The organism is Flavobacterium sp., from assembly GCF_044348915.1.
GTDB lineage: Bacteria > Bacteroidota > Bacteroidia > Flavobacteriales > Flavobacteriaceae > Flavobacterium.
The window spans coordinates 1-22,438 of record NZ_JBIKRX010000048.1 but is presented as its reverse complement, the minus strand read 5'-3'; the positions used below and the strand labels follow the sequence as shown (position 1 = coordinate 22,438).

General features: G+C 35.3%; 21 protein-coding genes. 11 read left to right on the top strand and 10 right to left on the bottom strand.

The window, feature by feature from the left end:
* On the top strand, positions 1-546 hold a 546-nt coding region (locus ACIQ1E_RS09440), incomplete at its 5' end, for a reverse transcriptase domain-containing protein (RefSeq protein WP_396170854.1).
* A gap of 93 nt (positions 547-639) precedes the next feature.
* A complete protein-coding gene (locus ACIQ1E_RS09435) occupies positions 640-825 on the top strand; it encodes a hypothetical protein (protein WP_396170852.1) in 186 nt (61 codons plus the stop codon).
* 106 nt (positions 826-931) lie between these two features.
* Here the strand turns inward: ACIQ1E_RS09435 and ACIQ1E_RS09430 are convergent, their stop codons facing one another.
* Positions 932-1,465: a DUF4240 domain-containing protein gene (locus tag ACIQ1E_RS09430; RefSeq protein ID WP_396170850.1), complete on the bottom strand. Its 534-nt coding sequence runs from the start codon at positions 1,463-1,465 to the stop codon at positions 932-934.
* A gap of 375 nt (positions 1,466-1,840) precedes the next feature.
* Here ACIQ1E_RS09430 and ACIQ1E_RS09425 point away from each other — a divergent pair, with 375 nt between their 5' ends.
* The gene (locus ACIQ1E_RS09425) at positions 1,841-2,800 is read left to right on the top strand and encodes an ion channel (RefSeq protein WP_396170848.1); all 960 of its coding nucleotides are present in this window, start codon (positions 1,841-1,843) and stop codon (positions 2,798-2,800) included.
* Positions 2,801-2,878: 78 nt separating this feature from the next.
* Here the strand turns inward: ACIQ1E_RS09425 and ACIQ1E_RS09420 are convergent, their stop codons facing one another.
* The 8 genes from ACIQ1E_RS09420 to ACIQ1E_RS09385 all read right to left on the bottom strand — a co-directional run bounded on the left by ACIQ1E_RS09420 (position 2,879) and on the right by ACIQ1E_RS09385 (position 14,069).
* On the bottom strand, positions 2,879-5,038 hold the full coding sequence (locus tag ACIQ1E_RS09420; protein ID WP_396170846.1) for a S9 family peptidase: 2,160 nt from the start codon (positions 5,036-5,038) through the stop codon (positions 2,879-2,881).
* Positions 5,039-5,357: 319 nt separating this feature from the next.
* On the bottom strand, positions 5,358-6,251 hold the full coding sequence (locus tag ACIQ1E_RS09415) for a dienelactone hydrolase family protein (protein ID WP_396170844.1): 894 nt from the start codon (positions 6,249-6,251) through the stop codon (positions 5,358-5,360).
* A gap of 208 nt (positions 6,252-6,459) precedes the next feature.
* Positions 6,460-7,356, bottom strand: a complete 897-nt coding sequence (locus ACIQ1E_RS09410) for a flavin reductase family protein (RefSeq protein WP_396170842.1) — start codon at positions 7,354-7,356, stop codon at positions 6,460-6,462.
* 10 nt (positions 7,357-7,366) lie between these two features.
* Positions 7,367-8,602 carry a fumarylacetoacetase gene (fahA, locus tag ACIQ1E_RS09405; protein ID WP_396170840.1) on the bottom strand — a complete coding sequence of 412 codons (1,236 nt, stop codon included), beginning with the start codon at positions 8,600-8,602 and terminating at the stop codon, positions 7,367-7,369.
* Between the two features lie 85 nt (positions 8,603-8,687).
* Positions 8,688-10,439, bottom strand: a complete 1,752-nt coding sequence (locus tag ACIQ1E_RS09400) for an aromatic amino acid hydroxylase (protein ID WP_396170839.1) — start codon at positions 10,437-10,439, stop codon at positions 8,688-8,690.
* Positions 10,440-10,456: 17 nt separating this feature from the next.
* A complete protein-coding gene (gene hppD, locus ACIQ1E_RS09395; RefSeq protein WP_396170837.1) occupies positions 10,457-11,617 on the bottom strand; it encodes a 4-hydroxyphenylpyruvate dioxygenase in 1,161 nt (386 codons plus the stop codon).
* 18 nt (positions 11,618-11,635) lie between these two features.
* A complete protein-coding gene (locus ACIQ1E_RS09390) occupies positions 11,636-12,802 on the bottom strand; it encodes a homogentisate 1,2-dioxygenase (RefSeq protein ID WP_396170834.1) in 1,167 nt (388 codons plus the stop codon).
* Positions 12,786-14,069 (bottom strand): Glu/Leu/Phe/Val dehydrogenase dimerization domain-containing protein, encoded by a 1,284-nt coding sequence (locus ACIQ1E_RS09385; RefSeq protein WP_396170833.1) that lies wholly within the window; start codon positions 14,067-14,069, stop codon positions 12,786-12,788. The genes ACIQ1E_RS09390 and ACIQ1E_RS09385 overlap by 17 nt, the downstream gene beginning before the upstream one ends.
* A 174-nt stretch (positions 14,070-14,243) precedes the next feature.
* On the opposite strand from ACIQ1E_RS09385, the gene ACIQ1E_RS09380 reads away from it, so the two are divergent.
* Entirely contained in the window at positions 14,244-14,711 is a 468-nt protein-coding gene (locus ACIQ1E_RS09380; protein ID WP_396170831.1) for an Lrp/AsnC family transcriptional regulator, read from the top strand.
* Between the two features lie 2 nt (positions 14,712-14,713).
* On the opposite strand, the gene ACIQ1E_RS09375 is transcribed toward ACIQ1E_RS09380, so the two are convergent.
* The gene (locus ACIQ1E_RS09375; protein WP_396170830.1) at positions 14,714-15,322 is read right to left on the bottom strand and encodes a YkgJ family cysteine cluster protein; all 609 of its coding nucleotides are present in this window, start codon (positions 15,320-15,322) and stop codon (positions 14,714-14,716) included.
* Positions 15,323-15,774: 452 nt separating this feature from the next.
* On the opposite strand from ACIQ1E_RS09375, the gene ACIQ1E_RS09370 reads away from it, so the two are divergent.
* From ACIQ1E_RS09370 to ACIQ1E_RS09340, 7 genes are all read left to right on the top strand, one after another.
* Positions 15,775-16,683, top strand: a complete 909-nt coding sequence (locus ACIQ1E_RS09370; RefSeq protein WP_396170828.1) for a MerR family transcriptional regulator — start codon at positions 15,775-15,777, stop codon at positions 16,681-16,683.
* 53 nt (positions 16,684-16,736) lie between these two features.
* Positions 16,737-18,299, top strand: coding sequence for a phytoene desaturase family protein (locus ACIQ1E_RS09365; protein WP_396170826.1), 1,563 nt, complete (start codon positions 16,737-16,739; stop codon positions 18,297-18,299).
* Between the two features lie 107 nt (positions 18,300-18,406).
* Positions 18,407-19,246 carry a phytoene/squalene synthase family protein gene (locus ACIQ1E_RS09360; RefSeq protein WP_396170824.1) on the top strand — a complete coding sequence of 280 codons (840 nt, stop codon included), beginning with the start codon at positions 18,407-18,409 and terminating at the stop codon, positions 19,244-19,246.
* Positions 19,247-19,284: 38 nt separating this feature from the next.
* Positions 19,285-19,725: a carotene hydroxylase gene (locus tag ACIQ1E_RS09355; RefSeq protein WP_396170823.1), complete on the top strand. Its 441-nt coding sequence runs from the start codon at positions 19,285-19,287 to the stop codon at positions 19,723-19,725.
* Positions 19,673-20,419 (top strand): lycopene cyclase domain-containing protein, encoded by a 747-nt coding sequence (locus ACIQ1E_RS09350; RefSeq protein WP_396170821.1) that lies wholly within the window; start codon positions 19,673-19,675, stop codon positions 20,417-20,419. Before ACIQ1E_RS09355 ends, ACIQ1E_RS09350 begins: the two co-directional genes overlap by 53 nt.
* Positions 20,406-20,870, top strand: coding sequence for a hypothetical protein (locus tag ACIQ1E_RS09345; RefSeq protein ID WP_396170818.1), 465 nt, complete (start codon positions 20,406-20,408; stop codon positions 20,868-20,870). Before ACIQ1E_RS09350 ends, ACIQ1E_RS09345 begins: the two co-directional genes overlap by 14 nt.
* Positions 20,867-22,162, top strand: coding sequence for a cryptochrome/photolyase family protein (locus ACIQ1E_RS09340; RefSeq protein ID WP_396170816.1), 1,296 nt, complete (start codon positions 20,867-20,869; stop codon positions 22,160-22,162). Before ACIQ1E_RS09345 ends, ACIQ1E_RS09340 begins: the two co-directional genes overlap by 4 nt.
* Positions 22,163-22,438 lie beyond the last annotated feature (276 nt).

Below are 22,438 nucleotides of genomic sequence, written 5' to 3'. Positions count from 1 at the left end.
ACGAGCCAGCAGGCGGGAGGGGAAAGTCCGTTATTGTCTAATATCTTACTCAATGAGTTGGATAAAGAAATGACAAGACGGAAACTGAAATTCGTACGCTATGCCGATGATTTTAGTATTTACTCTAAATCACAAAATCAAGCTAAGTCTACGGCACAAGTTATTGCAAAATTCTTGAAAACGAAGCTCAAACTAACCATCAATGAGGAGAAAAGCGGGATTAGACGTCCTGTAAACTTCACGCTGTTGGGATTTGGATTTGTGCCAACGTACAAGAAAGGAAGCAAAAACCAATATCAGTTGGTAGTGGCACAAAAGGCGTGGAACAAACTCAAAGAACGGCTCAAAAGCATCAGCCGACCCGAGCTTTTGCGAACTGGCGAAGCAAAAACCGCACCAGTCAAACTAGAAGAACGCATTGCCAAGATAAAAGAAGTACAACGAGGATGGTTAAACTATTTTCGGGGAACGAGTATTATGGGCAAATTACGTGATTTAGATGGATGGCTTAGAAACCGACTTCGCTATTGCATTTGGCACGATTGAGGGCAGAGCGTAAAGAAAATGTCCAGTGGACATTTTTAGCGAATGAGCCAGCAGGCGGGGTGGCAGGAAAGAAAGAGAAAGAATCTCATACGATTGGGGGTTGACCAAGACCACGCTTATGCTTTTAGTCGCACCCGTAAAGGCGGCTGGGCAATTGCACAAAGTCCGATTTTGAGTACCACCATTACCTTGAAACGTCTAAAACAACGAGGCTATCAATCATTGACCGATGTTTATATCGAACTTAACCCATCACTTTGCGAACCGCCGAATACGTGACCCGCTTGGCCTGTCCTGAACGAAGTTGAAGGGTTCGGTGGTGTGAGAGGCGCACTCCGTTAGTTTCTAGCGGAGCCGTCTACTCGATTGGCAGTAGTTTTTTTATTTAGTTAAATTTTTCCCATAGTTTGGGATAAGTTTTCGGTAATTCTTCTTCTTTCCAATCAACTCCTTTTGTTGGCGGGGCACCAAAATCATAATCTAAACCTTTTCCGATTGCAATATCTCTAGGAAAACTTTCATCTTCCTCTTTTTTTCCCGTTTTGATTTTATATGCATTTGTTGCAACATACATTAATTCTTCAAAATATGACTCTTCATCTTGATTTATATTCTCCGATAGAAACTCTGGATTTTTTAGAGTTTCAGTATAAATTTTTTCTCCTTTTCCAATTAACCAACAACGAAAATATAGATAACTATCATCAGAAACATATCCCTCAATAATTTTTTGCGCTCCCATTATTTTAAAATCATCAGCATCAATAATTAATTGCCTAAAAATTACTTCAAATTCAATAATTTGTTCAGGACTGTATGTTGCTAATTTTTCAATAATAACTTTTTCTTGTTCTGATTTCTCGTTATTAGATTTTGCTATTGAATAGTCTATTATTTTCCAAAATTCGGTCTTATCCATTTTGTCATTTTTTACAAATTCTTTTAATTCGGAATTGTTCACTTTTTCAAAATTGTTTTGTTTCGTCTTTGCACACGAAACAAATGTTAATATTAGAAACGCTAAAAATAGATGGTTTTTCATTCTGTTTTTTCCGGTAAAATTACTGCCAACTCGTTTATAGGTCTGATAAAATCATACCTATCACTCCAATTATGGGTGGATAGGTCTGACAGCAATCAGACTTTATTAGTATTCAAATATAGCTAAATTTCTTTATATTTACAATGTATTTTCCTAAAAAAAATATATAAACTTGCCGTAATAAAGTCCAATTCAGTTGACTTTTTTGTATGCTATTTTTAGTTAACTTTACTTTTTAAATAAATGTAACTCATGGCGTTTTTAAATAGCATTAATACTAAAGCACAAGCATTTCTTAATTCTGGATTTGGAACCAATTCTAGTAGTTACGGTGGGCGATTTCTCAATAAAGACGGCACGGCTAATGTTCAGAAACGGGGTATAAGCGTTTTTGACCGTATCAGTTGGTTTCACACTTTTTTGGATATGCCTTCGTGGAAGTTTATTTCGGTTATTTTATTCTTTTATATTGTTATTAATCTTGTCTTTGCGCTTATTTACTTTGCAATTGGGGTCGAACATTTAAATGGTATTGATACTTCTAGTTCTTTATGGGTACAATTTGGGCAAGCCTATTTTTTTAGCGCACAAACTTTTACAACAGTTGGTTACGGTCATATAAGTCCGTCGGGATTTTTAACAAGTGCAATTTCGGCAGCTGAAGCATTGACGGGCTTGCTAAGTTTTGCCATTGCTACTGGTTTGTTCTTTGGTAGATTTAGTAAACCAGAGGCCTTTTTGAAATTCTCACACAATGCTATTATCGCACCTTACCGGGATAGTACCGGCTTGATGATTAGACTCACACCTTATAAAAACACCAATTTTACCGATGCCGAAGTAAAAGTGACTTTGGGAATGAATGTTCCTGAAAATGGTGTGATGAAGAATCAATTTTACACCTTGGATTTGGAGATGGATAGCATAAATTCTTTAAATTTAAGTTGGACTTTAGTCCATCCTATAACTGAAGAGAGTCCGTTGTTTGGATTTGACGCAGCCAATTTTGCCGATACAACCGGTGAAATAATGGTGTTTGTAAAACTCTTTGATGATATGTACAGCACAGTGGTTAGCACGCGAACTTCGTACACTTTTGACGAAGTAGTTTATGGTGCTAAATTTAAGCCAATGTTTTCAAGAAGCACGGATAATTCTAAAACAGTTTTAGATTTGAATAGGTTGAACGAGTTTGAAATTGTTGGGCTTTAATGTTTCTATGATTTTGAAAATAATCAATAGTAGCATTAGATCTAGTTTGAGTATAATTTCAATTATTTCAAGTCCCCACTATTTTTCAGAAATCCATCGTTCGAAGAACTCATAGGTCCTGAGCATTTGATCCATGCGTTGACGGTTATCACCTGATCTTGTAATTTCGTGCGTTGCTCCAGGATGAACTACATACTCTACTGGACGACCTAGTACTTTCAAACTACGGTACATCATTTCACCTTGTACGAAACCAGTTCTTCTGTCATTTGCACCATGAAAAATTATCAATGGTGTCGTAATATTTTCGACATAGGTAAAAGGAGATTCCCGAGTTAATATTTCTTTTACTTTTGGTTCCCAAGGATAACCACCAAAATAATTTGGAACCAAACGCCATGCATTTCCTTCACCAAAGAAGGTAGTCAAATCGTACACACCACGTTGTGCGCAAGCCACTTTAAAACGTTTATCATGGCTTATAATCCATGCGGTAAGATACCCAGCATAGGACCCGCCGGTAATCATCAGTTTCGATTTATCAGCCCAACCTAAAGCGACTGTTTTGTCTAAAGCAGTTAATACATCATTTGCAGGACCTTTGCCCCAATCGTTAATGTTTGCTCTCAAAAAGTCTAAACCATAACCGCCGGAACCTCTAGGATTAGCGTATACAATACCGTAACCTTTGCTACAAAAATACTGAAACTCATGCCACATACTTTCTTCACCTGGTCCCCACATTGCTGCGGGTCCGCCGTGCATCTCCAGTAAAACTGGATATTTTGTTCCTTCCTTGAAATTTGTTGGCTTCATAACCCAATATTCAACGGTCATTCCTAAATCATTGATAAAGGACTTCTTTTCAGGAAATGATAGCTTTTTAGAAAGTACCCAATCGTTATGATTACTTATTTTTTTCTCATTTTTAGCATCGGTGTTAGCTAAATAAAGTTCAGATGGATTCGATACTTGTGTTTTTGAATATGCCAAAACTGAATTTACAATGTCGAAACTGCTAATTCCTGCGTCAGTTGTCGTTAAAGGTGTTATTTTTTTTGTTTTTACATCCAATTTATTAAGTATTGTCCCGCCATTACTTTGTGATGTAAAATATAGATGTGTTTCAGTTTGGTTCCAAACAAAATTATTTTTGTTTCGATCATAATGAATACTAATAATGTCTTTTGATGTTCCTTTGAATGGCATAATTTGTAATGAAGGAATGCTTACTGTTGAAACTGTTCCAACTAAAAAAGCAATCCATTTACCTTTTGGAGAAATTTTCGCATTATAATATTGCTTTCCTTTTTCCCCTAAAATCATTTTAAAATTAGACCCATCGGTATCTGATGTGAAAATTTCGGTTTCTAAGGAACGATCTTGATTTTCGCTTGCATCGACATCACCAGAAAATATAATTTGTGCACCATCTGGAGTATAATCGACAGATGAAAAATTATAAAAACCTTTGGTAATCATCGTTGGACTTGATCCTTTAGTCAGATTAATTTCAAAAAAATGATTGAAATTTACATCTGAAGAAATGTTCGATTCATTTTGAAAATTCAATTTGTCCAATACAATTGCTTTTTTATCTATGGCATTCTGGTTTAAATAAGCTTGAATTTCAGCCATTGTACCATTGGGGTTGCCTTTTGATTTGCTTGGTGTTAAGTGCTCGTTTTTGTCGAAACCAGGTTTTTCTAACGACCAAGTTGGAATACTATAATTGGGATTTAGAGTGCTGTCTTTCATTATTTCAGACAAAGAAATTGTCGCTGAAAATAAAAGTTTAGTGCCATCAGGAGACCATTTCGGGTTTGATGCGCCGTATTTAAATTTGGTCAGTTGTTTGGCTTCGCCACCTGACAATGACAACAGGAATAGTTGTGGTTTTTCGTCAACAGTTCTCGTAAACACTAATTGTTGACCGTCTGGGCTCCAAATTGGGTTTGAAGCACCTTCCTTACTATTTGTTAATTGTATGGGAGTATTTACGCCTGAAGTAGACGCCATATAAATTTGAGATTTGAATTTGTAATCTAAAACGCTTTTTTCGTCTATCTCAATCGTTCTCAAGGTAAAGGCTACTTTCGAGCCATCGTTAGAGAGGTTAATACTACCAACTGTCTTGATTTTGAGTAAATCGGTTAGTTCAATTTTATCAGATTCTTTTTGTGCAATTGTATTTTGGAACTGAAAAAGCACCAAAAAAATAAATATGATTTTTTTCATAGTTTAAGGGATAGGCGGATGAGAATTTAAAAGAAGGATCTTAGGAAAATTTTCATAAAAATTTGTTTTTGATTTTGTGAGGGTATTTTGTGTTTATTTCAATTCTAATATATTTGATAGGACGCCTGCTAATTTGTAACTTCAACCAATGCCCTCTACTACTTAGTTCAATACGTTTTTTGCATACAATTAAGTTTGGCTCTTACCTTTTGCGCTACAATTTTTTAAAAAGGGTAACCAAGTCTAGATGGTATGTAACGCAAAAAATTTTCCTTAGCATAAAAAAGCATTTTTTATGCTTCAAGAGAAATTATACAGCTTATTTCTTCTTCAAATTTTCCTTAAAAAAATCAATCGTTCTTGTCCACGACAAAGTGGCTGCTTTTTCGTCATATCGCGGAGTCGTATTGTTGTGAAAACCGTGATTCACACCTTCGTAGAAATAAGCCGTATACGCTACTTTATTCTTTTTTAGGATGGCTTCATAAGCGGGCCAACCCTCATTTACTCGAGTATCTAAACTAGCATATTGCAATAATAACGGTGTGGTTACTTTTTCGGCTTCCTCAGCTGTAGGTTGTCCACCATAATAGGGAACTGCGGCTGGTAAAGTGGGGATTTTTACCGCCATCATATTCGAAATCCAACCGCCAAAACAAAATCCTACTACGCCAACATAACCGTTGCAATCTTTGTGCGATTTTAGGTATTCGTAGGCAGCAATAAAGTCTTCCAGCATTTCTTCGCGAGTTCGTTTTTTTTGTAATTCTCTTCCCGCATCATCATTTCCAGGATAACCGCCCAAGGGAGACAGTGCATCAGGAGCTAAAGTAATAAATCCTTCGAGAGCTGCTCTTCTTCCCACGTCCTCAATATAGGGATTCAGGCCACGGTTTTCATGAACAACAATGATTCCAGGTAGCTTTTTCTTTTTGTCGGTGGGTTTTGATAAAAGACCTTTAATGTTTCCGCCGCCTTTTGGAGATTCGTAAGTAATGAACTCCGATTTAAGTCTTGGATCCTCCGGTTTGACGGTAATTGTATCCACATAATTAGGGGTCATAAAGCTCAGTAATGCTGGTAAAGTTAGGCTTCCTACAGCAAAAACCGATAGCTTTTCTATAAATTGCCTTCTTTCGATTCGGTTGTGTGCATAGGCATCATACAAGTCAAATACTTCTTGACTGATGTCTTCTTTGGTTAATTTTTTCATAATTGATGTTTTTGGAGCAACCAATTTAGCAAATAAAATGATTGGTGCATTATTTTTTTTCTGTCGCGAAAAACCGAAACTAAAATCGTTTTTATTTTTTGGCAATTTATGACAATACATCCAAAAACGGCAATTGGCTTGCGGTTTCAAAATGAAACTTAAGTGTGCGATGTGTGATATAAATCAAATGTCTCCTGCAATCGAAAAATTAGATGCAAAACAAGATGCTCAAGGCTAGTTCAACATTGGCATTATCCAACTGTTTTTTTACAAGACTATGCAGTTTTTTGTGTTTTGCTTCTTCGGTAGTAGTTTGCAAAGCATCTGCAACTTCTGGAATTTTTTTGCTTTTTTCAAGGGACTCAAGAGAAGGTTTATCGGCCATATTTCCTAATCTACCTATATCATTCCCCGTTAATACCTTGCTATTGATCGCGTGCCTTGGCAATGCATCGACCCCGATTCCTTTGCTGAAAATGGGTTTCGGAATTTCAAATAACGAATCTTTATTCGCTCTGCAATACCAATTTCCTCCCATACGGGCTACTAAATCCAGTTTTTCGGTATCTAAGTAGCCATCAGTACCTTTGTATTCATTTCGAATATGAATGTTTACCACTCTCGAAATAATTAAATTTCCAGCTCCACCTTCGGAACCTAATTCAATCACATTTTCGACGATACATTCAAACGAAATTGGAGCTTCGGCAACTCTTGGTGGTTTTACCTTATCCGATGCAATGGGCGTAAAACCAGATTTTGTAAACTCATTGACTCCTTTTGCATATTCCGTACTTGAAAGGGACATTTGTTCGACCATTGCAAAATTGACAATATTGATAACCACCTCTTTGACTTCTTTTGCATTTTCGTAGGTATGTTTAGTAGTGCTGTCTTTTATTCTTCGGGCGGGTGAAAAAATCAAAATAGGAGGGTTGGCACTAAAAACATTGAAAAAACTAAATGGACTCAAATTTACATTGCCATTTTTATCTACAGTACTGGCAAATGCAATCGGTCTTGGGGCAACTGCCGTAAGTAATATTTGCTGTAGCTCTACGGTCGAGATTGAGTTTGGGTCTATGGTGCTTGTTGTTTCTTTCATTTGAAATAAGTTATAATGCCGGTAATAATTGCGATTTGACTTCGCCAAAGCCAACTCGAATGCCGTCTTTTTCGCAAAAGCCTCGCATAATCACGGTGTCATAATCTTCGATAAATGTCCTTTTTTCACCATCATTTAACGTAATTGGTTTTTGACCTCCCCAAGCGAGTTCTAACATAGAGCCATAACTGTTGGGCTCTTTCCCGCTGATAGTGCCCGAAGCCATTAAGTCGCCTATTTTTATATTGCAACCATTGCTGGTGTGGTGGGCTAATTGCTGGGACATATTCCAATACATAAACTTAAAGTTAGAATGTGACACGATCGTTTCAGAGGTGTTTTTTGGCTGAATAGCTACCTCTAAATTGATGTCATAATTTTTCAATCCATCGTACTCTAAATATGGCAATACTTTTGGTTCTTGGCCTGGTCCTTTAACTCGAAAAGGTTCTAAAGCTTCTAAGGTTACCACCCAAGGAGACATCGAGGATCCAAAGTTTTTCGCCAAAAATGGTCCTAGCGGAACGTATTCCCATTTTTGAATATCCCTTGCAGACCAATCGTTAAATAAAACTTTTCCGAAAATATAGTTTTCGGCATCAGCCGTGCTTATTTTCGTTCCAAGACTCGTATTTTTCCCAACAATAAAGCCCATCTCCAATTCAAAATCAACGCGAGATGAGGCTTTAAATACTGGAATATCTGAATTTGGAGGTTGAACTTGCCCCATAGGTCGGTGAATATTTTCTCCACTCACGACGATAGAGGATGCTCTCCCGTGATATCCCACTGGCAAATGTTTCCAATTGGGCAAAAGTGCATTTGCTGGATCGCGGAACATCATTCCGACATTGGTAGCGTGCTCTATACTGGAATAAAAATCAGTGTAATCGCCAATCGCAATTGGCAGATGCATTTGCACTTCGGTTTGTAATAGAAATAGGGTTGCATTAGTTCGAAATGCCGATTTTTCATCGCATAATTCCTGCTGAATAATTTCGCGAACCTTATTGGTTTTTTCTTTTCCTAACGCAATAAAGTCATTTAAGAATTTGTTTTTCAATACACTCTTTTTGATTTTCAATCCTTTAAAAACCCCTAGTTTTCGTGCAATAACGAGATCTAAAATTTGATTTCCAATCGCAATGCAGACTCTTGGTTTTGTTGAAGGAGTGGAATAAATCCCGAAGGGGATGTTGTATATTGTAAAATCGGATTGATTGGGTATGGAAATCCAAGTTTTCATAAGATATTTTTTAGGGTTTGAAATTTGTTTCAACGAATGTTAAATTATTCTATTTCAGATATTTAAACTATAAAATGTATTCTAATTAAGTAATTAAATCCATGCCGTCAGAAATAAATTTATCGATATTACTGTCTGATTTTAAATCTATTAGATGGTTGTAAACTGCTTTCTTTAGTGTGGAATCAGAATTGAAAACTAATTCGTAAATCTCTAAAGTTAAAAGCCAATCTTTGGTGTATTTTTCTCTTAACTCGTCTATTATTTTGGACAGTAATTTGACATCTACATTATTATTCTCGCGCATATCTCTCACTGTTTGATAGTGTTTGTGGAGATTCAATTCGGATTCTGAATAGTTTATTTTATGGGTTTTAACGGTGGAAACTTGATATAAATCCTGAAATGATTCAACAGCTGCGGGTCCCGCATAAGCCGAAATGATTTCTTTTCCGATGGCCATATCGTAAATACCCCATTCTGGATTAAAAAGAATATCTTCATAATGCGATACCGTGCAATCTTGGAAAGAGATTAAAATTATTTTACCTCTTAAATCACGTTTTCCGGTTATGATTTGACCTTCAACTTTGATTCCACCTTCAAATAAAAGCGTAGTTCTTTTTCCTTCATAGATACCGTAGATTTCTAAATCACGCGGTGACATATCTTCTATTGCAAGATTAATTCCTTCAAGTTTTCCTATCGGGCTTCCAAAACCTGCCGCGTGATAGCTTGTTCCGTGTCCGATTAGTTCTTTATCTCTTGAAGCCAAAGCACTTTTTCCGCTAGTCTGGATATAAATAGGCTTGTTGTCACTGCTGATGACATTCGAAAATATTCCAGAAATTTGAATTTCTGTACTCAGTTCGATAGTGCCTATGTTTTTGGATTGAATCAATTTTTCAACGCCGGAAAGTCCTCCTGTTCTCAAAGCCATTTTATTGGCAAATTTTTCTAAAACGTAACTTAAATAGGCAAAATCGGGTGTTACAAAAAGCTGTGGTTGCTGTTTTGTAATGTCAAAACTAACATTTGCCGCTTCTATGGTAAAAGGTATTTTTTTGACACTGTCTTTCAAACACAATTTACTTTCTCCGATTGAAGAAAGTAATCCAGCACCATAAATTTTGGGATTCGTTAGCTCCCCAATTAATCCATACTCGACTGTCCACCAATGAAGATTTCTTATCTGAGCCATTTCGGATAACTCTCCCATATTGTTTTGAATCTCATTTAAGTCGGCAAGTGCTTCCTCAATTTCTGTTTCGGGAGTATTGGGGTCTTCTTTTAAAATAGATACTTTCCGAACGGCTTCGTATAAATCATAATCTTTCGACGAAGAAATTGCTTTACTGCCAATTTCACCAAATCGCCTCAAATATTCCGCATATTCTGGATTTGCAATAATTGGGGCATGTCCTGCAGCTTCGTGAATAATATCTGGAGCTGGCGTATAGGCAATATGGCCTATTGTGCGAATATCAGATGCGATTACCAATACATTATAAGCCTGAAATTCCATAAAAGCGTTTGGTGGTATAAACCCATCTACTGAAACCGCTGCCCAACCAATGTCTTTTAGGATTCGATTCATTCCTTCCATTTCTGGAATTTTGTCGATAGAAATCCCTGTTTTAGCAATCCCTTCGAGGTAATAACTATGAGCTACTTTTGGCAAAAAACTAGTATTTAGACGCATTACATAACGCCATACAGCTTGATTCTGTGCGGTGTATTCGTCGTATGGTTGCTTTACAATAAATTCGTGTAAATGCATGGGCAGTCTTTTTGTAACTGTATTCCATTTTAAATTATGACTTTGACCCTTTTCCATAGTAGCTTTTATAAATTTTATAATGTACCTCTATTTTGTTGCTCTCTTTCGATAGCTTCAAATAATGATTTGAAGTTTCCTACGCCAAAAGATTGAGCGCCTTTTCGCTGTATCACTTCAAAAAACATGGTCGGACGATCCACGATAGGTTTTGTAAACAACTGTAGTAAGTAGCCTTCTTCATCGCGATCGATTAGGATACCGTGTTTTTTTAATACTTCGACATCCTCATCAATGTCGCCAACGCGTGCTATCAAATCATCATAATAGGCTTCGGGTACATATAAAAATTCTACACCTCGGTCTCGCATTGCTGAAACTGTTGCGACAATGTCGTCTGTAGCAACGGCGATATGTTGTACACCAGGACCACCATAGAAATCTAAATATTCCTCGATCTGGGATTTCTTCTTTCCTTTGGCTGGTTCATTTATTGGGAATTTAATTCTGCCGTTTCCATTGCTCATCACTTTACTCATTAGAGCCGTATAATCTGTAGAAATATCGTCATCGGTAAAAGAAATAATTTGGGCAAATCCCATAACTTCTGCATAAAATTTACACCAAGCATTCATTTCGCCCCAGCCTACATTTCCTACCATGTGGTCTATAAATTTTAGTCCGATAGGTTCCGGATTATAATGAGATTCCCATTTTTTAAAACCGGGTAAAAACAGTCCCTTATAGTTTTTCCGTTCCACAAAAATGTGGACGGTTTCTCCGTAGGTGTAAATTCCAGAACGGATTACATATCCATTTTCATCGGCTTCTTTTGTAGGTTCCATAAAGGGTTTTGCACCTCTTCTAGTGGTTTCTTCGAAAGCTTTTGTAGCGTCCTCAACCCAGAGGGCAACCACCTTAACACCATCGCCGTGGGTATTGATGTGTTCATTAATTAATCCGTCTTTTCCAAGTGGGGTTGTTAGAACAAGTCTTATTTTATCTTGTTTTAAAACATAAGAAACACGATCTTTTAGTCCTGTTTCCAAACCAGCATAGGCATGAGACTGAAATCCAAAAGCGGTTTTATAGAAGTGTGCGCTTTGTTTTGCATTTCCCACATATAACTCTACATAATCGGTTCCTAATAAAGGAAGAAAGTCTTCAGCATCAGAAAACAGTTTTTTAAGTCCGTATTCTGTATTTTGCAGCCCTTTTAATTGTTTAATTTCTGCCATGTCCTTCGTTATTATGATTTAATGATTGGTGTCTAGCCAAGATTGAAAATAGCTATCGTCGGAAATTTTCATAGCTTCTTCGGTCACCATCAATGGTTTGAATGTATCGACCATCACCGCTAATTCCTGAGTGCCTTTTTTACCTATACTTTTTTCCATTGTTCCCGGATGAGGTCCGTGTGGTATACCTGCAGGATGCAATGTTATTTGACCTTGCTCTACATTTTTTCTACTCATGAAATCACCATCTACATAGTACAAAACCTCGTCTGAATCGATATTGCTATGATTGTATGGCGCTGGAATAGCGTTGGGATGATAGTCATAAAGCCGCGGTACGAAAGAACATATTACAAATGCGTTTGTCTCAAAAGTTTGGTGTACTGGTGGCGGCTGATGAATACGACCTGTTATGGGTTCGAAATTATGAATAGAAAATTTATAGGGGAAATTATAGCCATCCCATCCAACTACGCTAAAGGGATGTGCTGCATAAACGTATTCGTGAATCGTATTCTGTTTTTTTACTTTGATAATAAAATCGCCTTTTTGGTCGTAAGTTTCGAGTTCAAAAGGTCCGTGCAGATCGCGCTCGCAATAGGGAGCGTGTTCTAAAAGCTGGCCAAACCAATTTCGGTATCGTTTCGGAGTATAGACGGGACTTTTAGATTCTACTACAAACAGTCTGTTGTCTTCAGTGTCAAAATCTACTTGGTAAATGATTCCGCGTGGGATTACTAAATAATCACCATATTCAAATTTGATATTCCCGAGATGAGTTCTTAATTTACCGCTGCCTTTATGTATAAAAATCACTTCGTCTGAGTCAGTGTTTTTGTAAAAATAGTCTCGCAAAGATTTTTTTGGAGCTGCCAAAGCTATATAACAATCACTATTAGCCAAAATGATTTTTCTGCTTTCTAAATAGTCATCGGTTGGGCTGATTTTGAACCCCGCAAGGCTCAAAGATTTCATATTTTTTTCTACCGCAATTTTTGGCGAAACATCGTAAGATTTAATTATCGTCTTTACTTGGGTCGGACGCTGAGTATGGTACAATAATGAAGACATTCCATCGAAACCGATAGTTCCAAAAAGCTCTTCGTAGTAGAAATCTCCTTTCTCGCTTTTAAAAATGGTGTGTTTTTTATCGGGTATGTTCCCTAGTTTACGATAGAATGGCATAATTTTTATTTAAATTAAAACTTTCAATTCCTTGTTCCTCGTTGTCTTGTAATTTCAGTATCGCTAAATTTAGCGAGTTTTCAGTCAGCTTAAGTCCGTTTGGACATAGTTCAAAGGTTTTTAGTAGTGCACCTTTAATAATAGCGGAAGTGTCTTCAAATAAAATTTCGTCTGTTATCTCCTCTTCATTTTCCATCAAATGAGAAAAAACTCTCGCCATCCCGCAATTGGCTATAAAATCCGGAATAATAGACACTTTATTGTCTATTTCGGATAAAATAGGACCCATAAAGATTTCTTTGTCATTGAAAGGCACATTGGCTCCACAGCTGACTACTTCTAATCCGTTTTGAATCATAGTGTCCATTTGTGATTTTTCGACCATTCTTGACCCGGCAGCTGGTATGAAAATCTCTGCGCCAACAGACCAGCTTTTTTTCATTACTTCTTCAAATGAAAGAAATGACTTTTCCGACTCTAAATTAGTTTTTTTTGATAACAAATGCTCAATTTCTTCAAAATTAAATCCCTCTGCGTTCACAAAACCTCCATTATGATTCAAAATTCCAACAATTTTAACTCCATACTGTGCTAGATAAAATCCTGCTGCTGCCCCAACATTTCCCCAGCCTTGTATGATAGCTCGTTTGTCTTTTAGAGAACCTCCCCAAATAGTATAATAATGTTTGATTGCTTCTGCAACTCCATATCCGGTAATTAAATCTGCAACTTTATAACGAACAGTTCCAGATGGAATATATTTTTTATCAGTAACTATTTTAGATACTCCATATTGTAGGCGTTCAATTTTCTTTTGGTTTTGACTTCTTTCGATATTAAAATATCCATTTACAACACCTTCTTGTGGATGTGCTAAGCCAAGATTTTCGGTAATAGGAATAACTTCGTGTAATTCGTCTACATTCAAATCGCCACCGGTTCCGTAATAATTTTTTAATAGGGGGAGAATGGCTTTATACCATCTTTTTAAAACACCAACTTTTCTCGGATCCTGTGGGTCAAAATTAATACCTGATTTGGCGCCTCCAATTTGAGGTCCAGATACTGTAAATTTTATCTCCATAGTTTTTGCCAAGGAAACTACTTCGTCCTTATTTAATCCCTTGCGCATTCTGGTTCCGCCCCCAGCAGCTCCGCCCCGCAATGAATTTATTACAACCCATCCTGTCGCATCAGTCTCTTTATCATTCCATTCAAAAACAATCTCTGGTAAACTGTGTTCGAAAATTTCAATTAGGTTTGGCATTTGTTTGTATTTAGGATTAATGGCAACAAACATAAATTAACCTGCGATTCAATGAACAAAATACTGCAAATATTCTTTAATTTTGGTGTTTAGGTCTGCATATATATAATTTTTTAGAATATTATTCTAAATTTGCTCATTAAAGTTGTTTAAACTAATATATTTTTTCTGAAAATGAATGCACAATTAGATGCTATCGACCGTCAAATTCTTGAGTTATTGCAAGAAGATAGCCGCATTACGATAAAAAGTATGTCGGAAATTTTAAAACTTTCAGCAACACCAGTTTTTGAAAGAATAAAAAAATTGGAAAAGAATGGTTATATAAAAAAGTATGTAGCCTTACTAAACGAGCGCAAATTGGGTTTGAAACAAGTCATTTTTATTAATTTAACTTTAAAGGAGCATACCAGAAGTTATCTTGAAAAATTTGTCAAAGAAGTAAAAGAATTTCCAGAGGTTATTGAATGTTATAGAATTACCGGAAATTTCGATTTCTTAATAAAAGTCTTGGTAGAAGACATTGAGAGTTATGAAACATTCATTTTGACAAAGCTTTCGCTTTTGTCGAATCTAGGCAACGTGCAAAGTCACATTGCCCTATCTGAATCAAAAAATTCAACAAAAATTAAATTAAAGTAAGATTAGGCAATATTTTCTAAGCCTCCGGGGAATGGTCTGTACGCATAATAATGTAAAACCTCTTCAATCGCCATTTTCAATGCGTCGTTTATCGGTAGTAAAGTGGTTCCCATTCGATAATCTATTTGCGCCAATTGCATATAATAATCTGTAAAAATAGGTACATAAAGTCCTTTGCTTATTGCTTCTTCAGTCGAATTGAAGTTTTCTAGTTGGTCTTCTTTTATGATTTTACAAGTTGCTAAACGAAGTTCCCCATATTTATCCCTGCTTGCGGCATAGCCAAAAAGTCGGCAAATCAATCCGCGATAGCGATAATTGCTACAGCTTCCGTTGTATTCTTCTAAAAGGGCTAACGGTCTGTAAATATGGCAAGTTGTGATCGAAGAATTGTCTAATTCTACTAAAACCTCTTCTGCTGTCCCGATTAAAAATAAATGAAATGCCCAAGGAAGAAATTCCAGTGGAGAAGCGTCTATGTCGGGTTTGGAACAGCATTTTCCGCAGCCAGTGAGGCAATGTAAACTAGTTTCGGATTTGAAAGCTGTAATTTCATTTTCAAGTTGACTAAATAATTCTTCAACCTGCCGAACTTTTTGTTCAATTGCCATTTTTTGGGTAAGGTAGTCTATTACAAATGGCTTAAGGTGCATAATGAATTTAATTATGTTTTATTTGGCTTTTATCTATTTTTGTTGCCATTACTTAACTAAGTTTTTCCATCCTTCTAGAATTATTAATGGCATCTTACTCATTAAAACAGAAGACAAAAAGGCCAAACCCGCTCGTATAAAAATTAGCAGTAAATAAATTAATTGTATTTTTTAGTTGGTTGTTTAAGTTCAAAAAATAAACAGGAAATGCATCGCAGCACTTACGAATCAGCCTATATATGTTTTTGTTAAATAGGGTTTAGTATTGTTTTTTTATCAAAAGGGTTGAGTGTTTGGACGCTCCGAATGCTGATTTTCAAACCGAATCATTATTTAATTAAAATTTTATTTTAAATTTTTACAAGATATTAAAATAATTATGCATACTTTTGTTTAATAAATATGTAAAAATGATAAACAGTAGCTATAATGTCAAGAGTATTTTTAGTATAAAAGACCTTGAAAATTTATCAGGAATCAAAGCGCATACGATTAGAATCTGGGAGAAAAGATATAATATTTTGGAGCCCATGCGTTCTGATACCAATATCAGAAATTATGATTTGAAAAGTTTGCAAAAATTGCTTAATGTAGTTTTGTTGAATGATTATGGTTATAAAATTTCTAGAATTGCAGAGCATTCTTCGGAAAAAATAGAGATACTGGTACGGGAAATTATTTCGGAAAAAAACACTAAAAATCACGCCTTAAATGCTTTTAAAATGGCAATGATTAATTTTGATCAGGCTTTATTTTTCAATACTTATAATAATCTTCTAGCTGAAAAAAGTTTTAGAGATGTTTTTTACGAAGTGGTAGTTCCGTTGATGGAAGAAATAGGTTTATTGTGGCAAGCTGGAACTATCAGTCCTGCACAGGAGCATTTTATTAGTTTTTTAATAAAGCAGAAATTACTTTTGAATACAGAAAAACTGCAAATTTTGGAGCCTACTCGGACCGATAAAGTTTTTGTATTATACCTTCCTGAAAACGAAATTCACGAGTTAGCTTTGATGTATTTGAATTATGAAATTCTTCTAAACGGATACAAAACTATATATCTTGGTGAAAGTGTGCCTATCGAAAGTTTAAAGGATATGAAGAAGTATTTTGATACAATAGTGTATGTTTCGTATTTGACAGTTGAGCCCACAAAAGAAGCAATAAATGGTTATGTTCAAGAATTCAAAACAGAAATAATTGATGAGAATTCTGAAGTGCGTTTTCTTGGTAGAATGGTTGAATTTATTGATAATAAAGTCAAATCGGACCAAATTCAAGTATTCAATTCTATCGCGGATTTTGTTGAAGATTTGTAAATTTTTGTTAAAACCAATATTTTGTTTAATCTTTTCGTATATTTGATAAACAAATGAAAAAAACTATTACAATAATCGGTTCAGGATTCTCGTCGTTAGCGGCTTCTTGCTATTTAGCAAAGGAAGGCTATGATGTTACAGTTCTTGAGAAAAACAAAACAGTAGGAGGTCGAGCGAGGCAACTTGTTAGGGAGGGCTTTACTTTTGATATTGGGCCAACCTGGTATTGGATGCCTGATGTTTTTGAGAAATTTTTTGCTGATTTCGGTAAGGAACCTTCTCATTATTATCAACTTGAAAAACTAAATCCTGCTTATGTAGTTTATTTTGATGAGTTAGATACAGTTCAAATTCCCGATAATTTAAAAGATATTTTAGACATTTTTGAAATTCAGGAGAAAGGAAGTGCTAAACATTTGCAGACCTTTTTGGATAATGCCAAACATAACTATGATGTAGCTATTAAAGATCTCGTGTATCGACCTGGAATTTCAATTTCAGAATTGATTACTCCTGTGACCATTAAAAAAGCAAATCAGTTTTTTAGCACGATTAGGACTGCGGTTCGTGAAAATATAAAAGATAATCGTTTACAACAAATAATGGAATTTCCGGTTTTGTTCCTAGGAGCAAAACCTTCGAATACCCCATCATTTTATAGTTTTATGAATTATGCAGACTTTGGTCTAGGAACTTGGCATCCTAAAGGAGGGATGTACGAAGTGGTTAAGGCAATGTACGTTCTTGCGCTTGAGTTGGGTGTTAAAATAAAAACGAACCAAAATGTTGAAAAGATCAACGTTGAAAAAGGTGTAGTGAAAAGCGTAGTGGTAAATGGCGTAACGGTCCATTCCGATGTTGTGTTGAGTGGTGCAGACTACCATCATACCGAAACTTTATTGGATGCACAGTACCGAGGATATTCTGAAAAATATTGGAATTCGAAAATATTCGCTCCGTCATCGCTCTTATTTTATGTTGCTTTTGATAAAAAGATCAAAAATGTTTCTCACCATACTTTGTTTTTTGATACTGAGTTCGATGTACACGCCAGAGATATATATGACGATCCAAAATGGCCAGAAAAACCATTGTTTTATGCCAGTTTTCCAAGTAAAACCGATGAAACTGTAGCGCCAGAGGATAAGGAAGCCGGTATATTTTTGATCCCAATTGCTCCGGGAATTGAAGATACTCCTGAAATTAGGGAGAAGTATTTTAGTAATATTATGGATCGTTTTGAGACATTGACACATCAGAAAGTGAGAGACAATATTATTTTTAAAGAGAGTTTCTGTGTTAAGGATTTTGTTAAGGATTACAATTCATATAAAGGCAATGCCTATGGATTGGCTAATATTCTCACTCAGACGGCTTTTCTGAGACCAAAGATTATTAGTAAAAAAGTGAAAAATTTATTTTTCACCGGTCAACTTACAGTGCCTGGCCCTGGTGTTCCGCCTTCGATTATATCAGGAAAAATTGTTTCAGACTTGATTAAAAAAAGCTTTAAAAAACAAGGAAAAGGCGTGGTTGAAACTAGGAAAGATAGTGACAATTCAGATTCATCGAAAGGAGATTCTAATCTAAAAAATGTTAAAGCTTACTTTATTTAATTTTATTCATTTTAATTATTACTTTTGAAATATCAGTATTTTTTATAAAATGTTAGTAAATTACTAGATATTTTAAACAAACCTTGAACAAATCATAATGACCACCTATGAAAAAATTATTTGACGATGTATCATTCAAGTGTAGTACTTTAGTTACTAAAAGCTATAGCACTTCTTTCTCTATGGCGGTTTATATGCTTGCGCCAAGTATAAGAGAGGCCATCTATAGTATTTACGGTTTTGTTCGTTTTGCAGATGAAATTGTCGATTCGTTTCACGGTTTTGATAAAAAAACGTTGATAGATGATTTCGAAACGGAGTATTATAAAGGCCAAAAAATGGGCATTAGTTTAAATCCCATTTTAAATTCTTTTCAGCAGACGGTTGTTAAGTATAATATTTCCGATGATTTGATTCAGTCTTTTTTGAAAAGTATGAAAATGGACTTAGTAAAATCCGATTATCATAGCAAGGAAGAATATGATGAGTATATCTATGGTTCCGCTGATGTTGTCGGTTTAATGTGTTTGAAAGTATTTGTCAATGGTGATAATGCCAAGTACGATGAATTGAAAGACGAGGCGATGCGTCTTGGTTCCGCTTTTCAGAAAGTGAATTTCTTGCGTGATTTGAAAGATGATAATTTAGTATTGAACCGAAATTATTTTCCAGGAGTCGATCTGAAATCTTTTGATGAAAAAGATAAAATGATGATTATTGCAGAAATTGAAGAGGATTTCCGTGTGGCTTTACAAGGTATCAGAAAATTACCTTTAGAAGCAAAATTTGGAGTGTATACGGCTTATGTTTACTACAAAAAATTATTGAAAAAGTTAGAAAACACCCCTTATTTCGAAATTGGAACGTCAAGAATTAGAATTTCAAATTATACCAAAGGAATTTTGTTTGCTAATTCTTTCGTAACCTATAAATTAAAAATGGTATAATTTTTATACCTTTATTGAAACCCTAAAAATACATTGAAATGATATCGTTCTTAATTTTTTTAGCAACTTATTTAATAATGGAATGTGTGACTTGGTGTACACATAAATATGTAATGCATGGATTTTTGTGGTATCTTCATGAAGATCATCATCAGCCCAAATATGCGCACATATTCGAAAGGAATGACTTGTTTTTTGTGATTTTTGCCATCCCTAGTATTTTGCTATTTTATTTTGGTGCTCAAGCAGGATTCGATTATAGATTTTTTATCGGACTAGGAATTTTCGGTTACGGTATGAGTTATTTTTTTGTTCATGATATCATCATCCACCAACGTTTTAAATTGTTTAAAAATACTAAAAACAAATATTTGGTAGCACTTCGCAAAGGTCATAAAGTGCACCATAAGCATCTAGGAAAAGAAGATGGAGAATGTTTTGGAATGCTTTTCGTTCCTTTCAAATACTTTAAAGTTTAAGATGTCTTTATATTTGGTATTAAATATTGCTTCTTTTTTTGTTCCGTTTCTGTATAGTTTCGAAAATAGAATGAAGTATATAAGGCGCTGGAAGGCTGTTTTTTCAGCAATTCTAATTACCGCTATCTTCTTTATTGTTTGGGATATTATATTTACTAAAATTGGTGTTTGGAGTTTCAATCCTAGATATCATGCTGGAATAGAGTTCTTTGATTTGCCTATAGAAGAATGGTTGTTTTTTATCTGTATTCCGTATGCGAGCCTCTTTATTCACTTTGCGTTTCACTATTTTTTTCCAACCGTTTCACTTTCAAATAAAATAGTGAAAAGAATTTATTGGATTTTGATTGTAGTATTGATTCCTACGATTGCATTCAATTATGATAAATTATATACAGCCATAAATTACACTGTTTTGGTACTTCTTTTAACGTATACCGTTTTTAAAGTCCCAAATGTTTTAAATACCTTTTTTATAACTTTTCTGATTGTGTTAATTCCATTTTCAATTGTCAATGGGATTCTTACTGGAAGTTTTATAGAAGAACCAGTAGTAAAGTATAATAATGCAGAAAATTTAGGTATTCGGTTGGGGACCATTCCCATTGAAGATATTGGCTACGCTTTTTCAATGCTATTGATGAGTTTGGTTTTAATTAAAAAGATTGAAAAAAATAGAAATGAAAGTATATAAAAAAGAAACCATACAACACATAAATGCCAGTATTGAAGAATGCTGGGCTTTTTTTTCAAGTCCCAAAAACTTGCAAAAGATTACTCCTGAAACAATGGGTTTCCAAATTACCGATTACGATGGGAAATCTATGTATGCTGGGCAAATCATCCAGTACAAAGTGTCGCCTCTTGCCGGTTTGAAATTGAGTTGGACAACTGAAATAACGTTCGTCAAAGACAAAGAATATTTTATCGACGAGCAACGTTTTGGTCCTTATGCTTTATGGCATCATAAGCATTTTTTCGAGCCTACTGAAAATGGTGTTAAAATGACTGATGTTGTACATTATGCCTTGCCTTTGGGTTTTTTGGGTAGAATAATGAATACTTTGGTAGTAAAAAATAAATTGAACGAAATTTTCAATTACAGGGTGGTAAAAGTCGATGAAATATTCAATTCTAAAAAATGAATAAACAAGAAATTAGCATTTTTTGGTTCAGAAGAGACTTGCGATTAGAAGATAATGTAGGTCTTTTTTTTGCTCTGGAATCGAATTGGCCAGTTGTCCCTTTGTTTATTTTCGATGAGGCAATTCTGGATAGTTTACCCAAAAATGATCCTAGGGTTGGTTTTATTCACGAATCTCTTTCGAAAATAAATCAGCAGTTGGCTGATATAGGAAGTTCTATTTTAATCAAAAAAGGGAAAACACTGGAGGTTTGGCAAAAGCTAATCGAAGAATTTGATATCAAAGAAGTTTTCTTTAATAAAGACTACGAACCCTACGCCATTAAAAGAGATTTGGCTATTTGTGAAGTATTGAAATCTAATAAAATTAGTTATTGTTCCTACAAAGACCAGGTAATTTTCGAAGAAAAAGAAATTACGAAATCGGATGGATTGCCCTATACCGTTTATACGCCTTATAAAAATAAATGGTTGGAGAAGTACAATGCCATAGCCCCTGTTGTGGAATATGATACAAAAGATAGGTTTTCTCATTTCCATAAAGGGGAGTTTTTATTCCCGACTTTAGAAGCAATTGGATTTGAGGAAAGTTCCATAAAAGTGATGCCTCATAATTTGAAACATGTTGGGAATTATCACGAGACTCGTGACTTTCCAGCTTTGGATAGTACCAGTCATCTTTCGCCTCATTTGCGTTTCGGAACGGTAAGTATTCGAAAATTAGTGAATTGGGCAGTACGAAAAAATGAAGTTTTTTTGAGTGAATTGATTTGGAGAGAGTTTTTTATGCAAATTATGTTCAGTTTTCCCAAAGTGGTTTCGAATAATTTCAAATCTGCTTATGATGGTATTCAATGGCGGAATGATGAAGCAGATTTCAGGCGATGGTGTTCGGGTACAACAGGCTATCCAATGGTCGATGCGGGAATGCGTGAGCTAAATGCTACAGGATATATGCATAACCGAGTTCGAATGGTAGTAGCCAGTTTTCTTTGCAAACATTTATTAATCAACTGGCAGTGGGGTGAGGCGTATTTTGCTGAGAAATTATTGGATTTTGAATTGTCGGCTAATGTTGGTAATTGGCAATGGGCTGCAGGCACGGGTTGCGATGCTGCTCCGTATTTCAGAGTTTTCAACCCTGAAATTCAACAAAAGAAATTCGACGAAAAAGGAATCTATATTCGCAAATGGATACCCGAATTTGATTTGGGCTATGGAGAACCGATGGTCGAACATGCGTTTGCTCGAGATAGAGCAATTTCTACGTACAAGGCAGGTATCCTGAAGTAAAATTGCCAATACTTATATAAGATTTTTAAACCATTAAGCTTTCGGGATAAATTCAGTAAAACTAAAAAAACTTAATTTTTTTCCTTATTTCTTAATGGTTTAAAAAGCCTGTGTTTTCACTATATTAAAGTGGTCGAGTTTATTGAATTAATTTATAGGTATAGGCGTTTAGGCCGCCCAAAAACGAAAATAGTATTACCTTTGTCAAATGAGTACAAGGGAGAAATTTATAGGTGTGAATTCAATAACATTTAACAAGCGATTTAAGGAAGATGC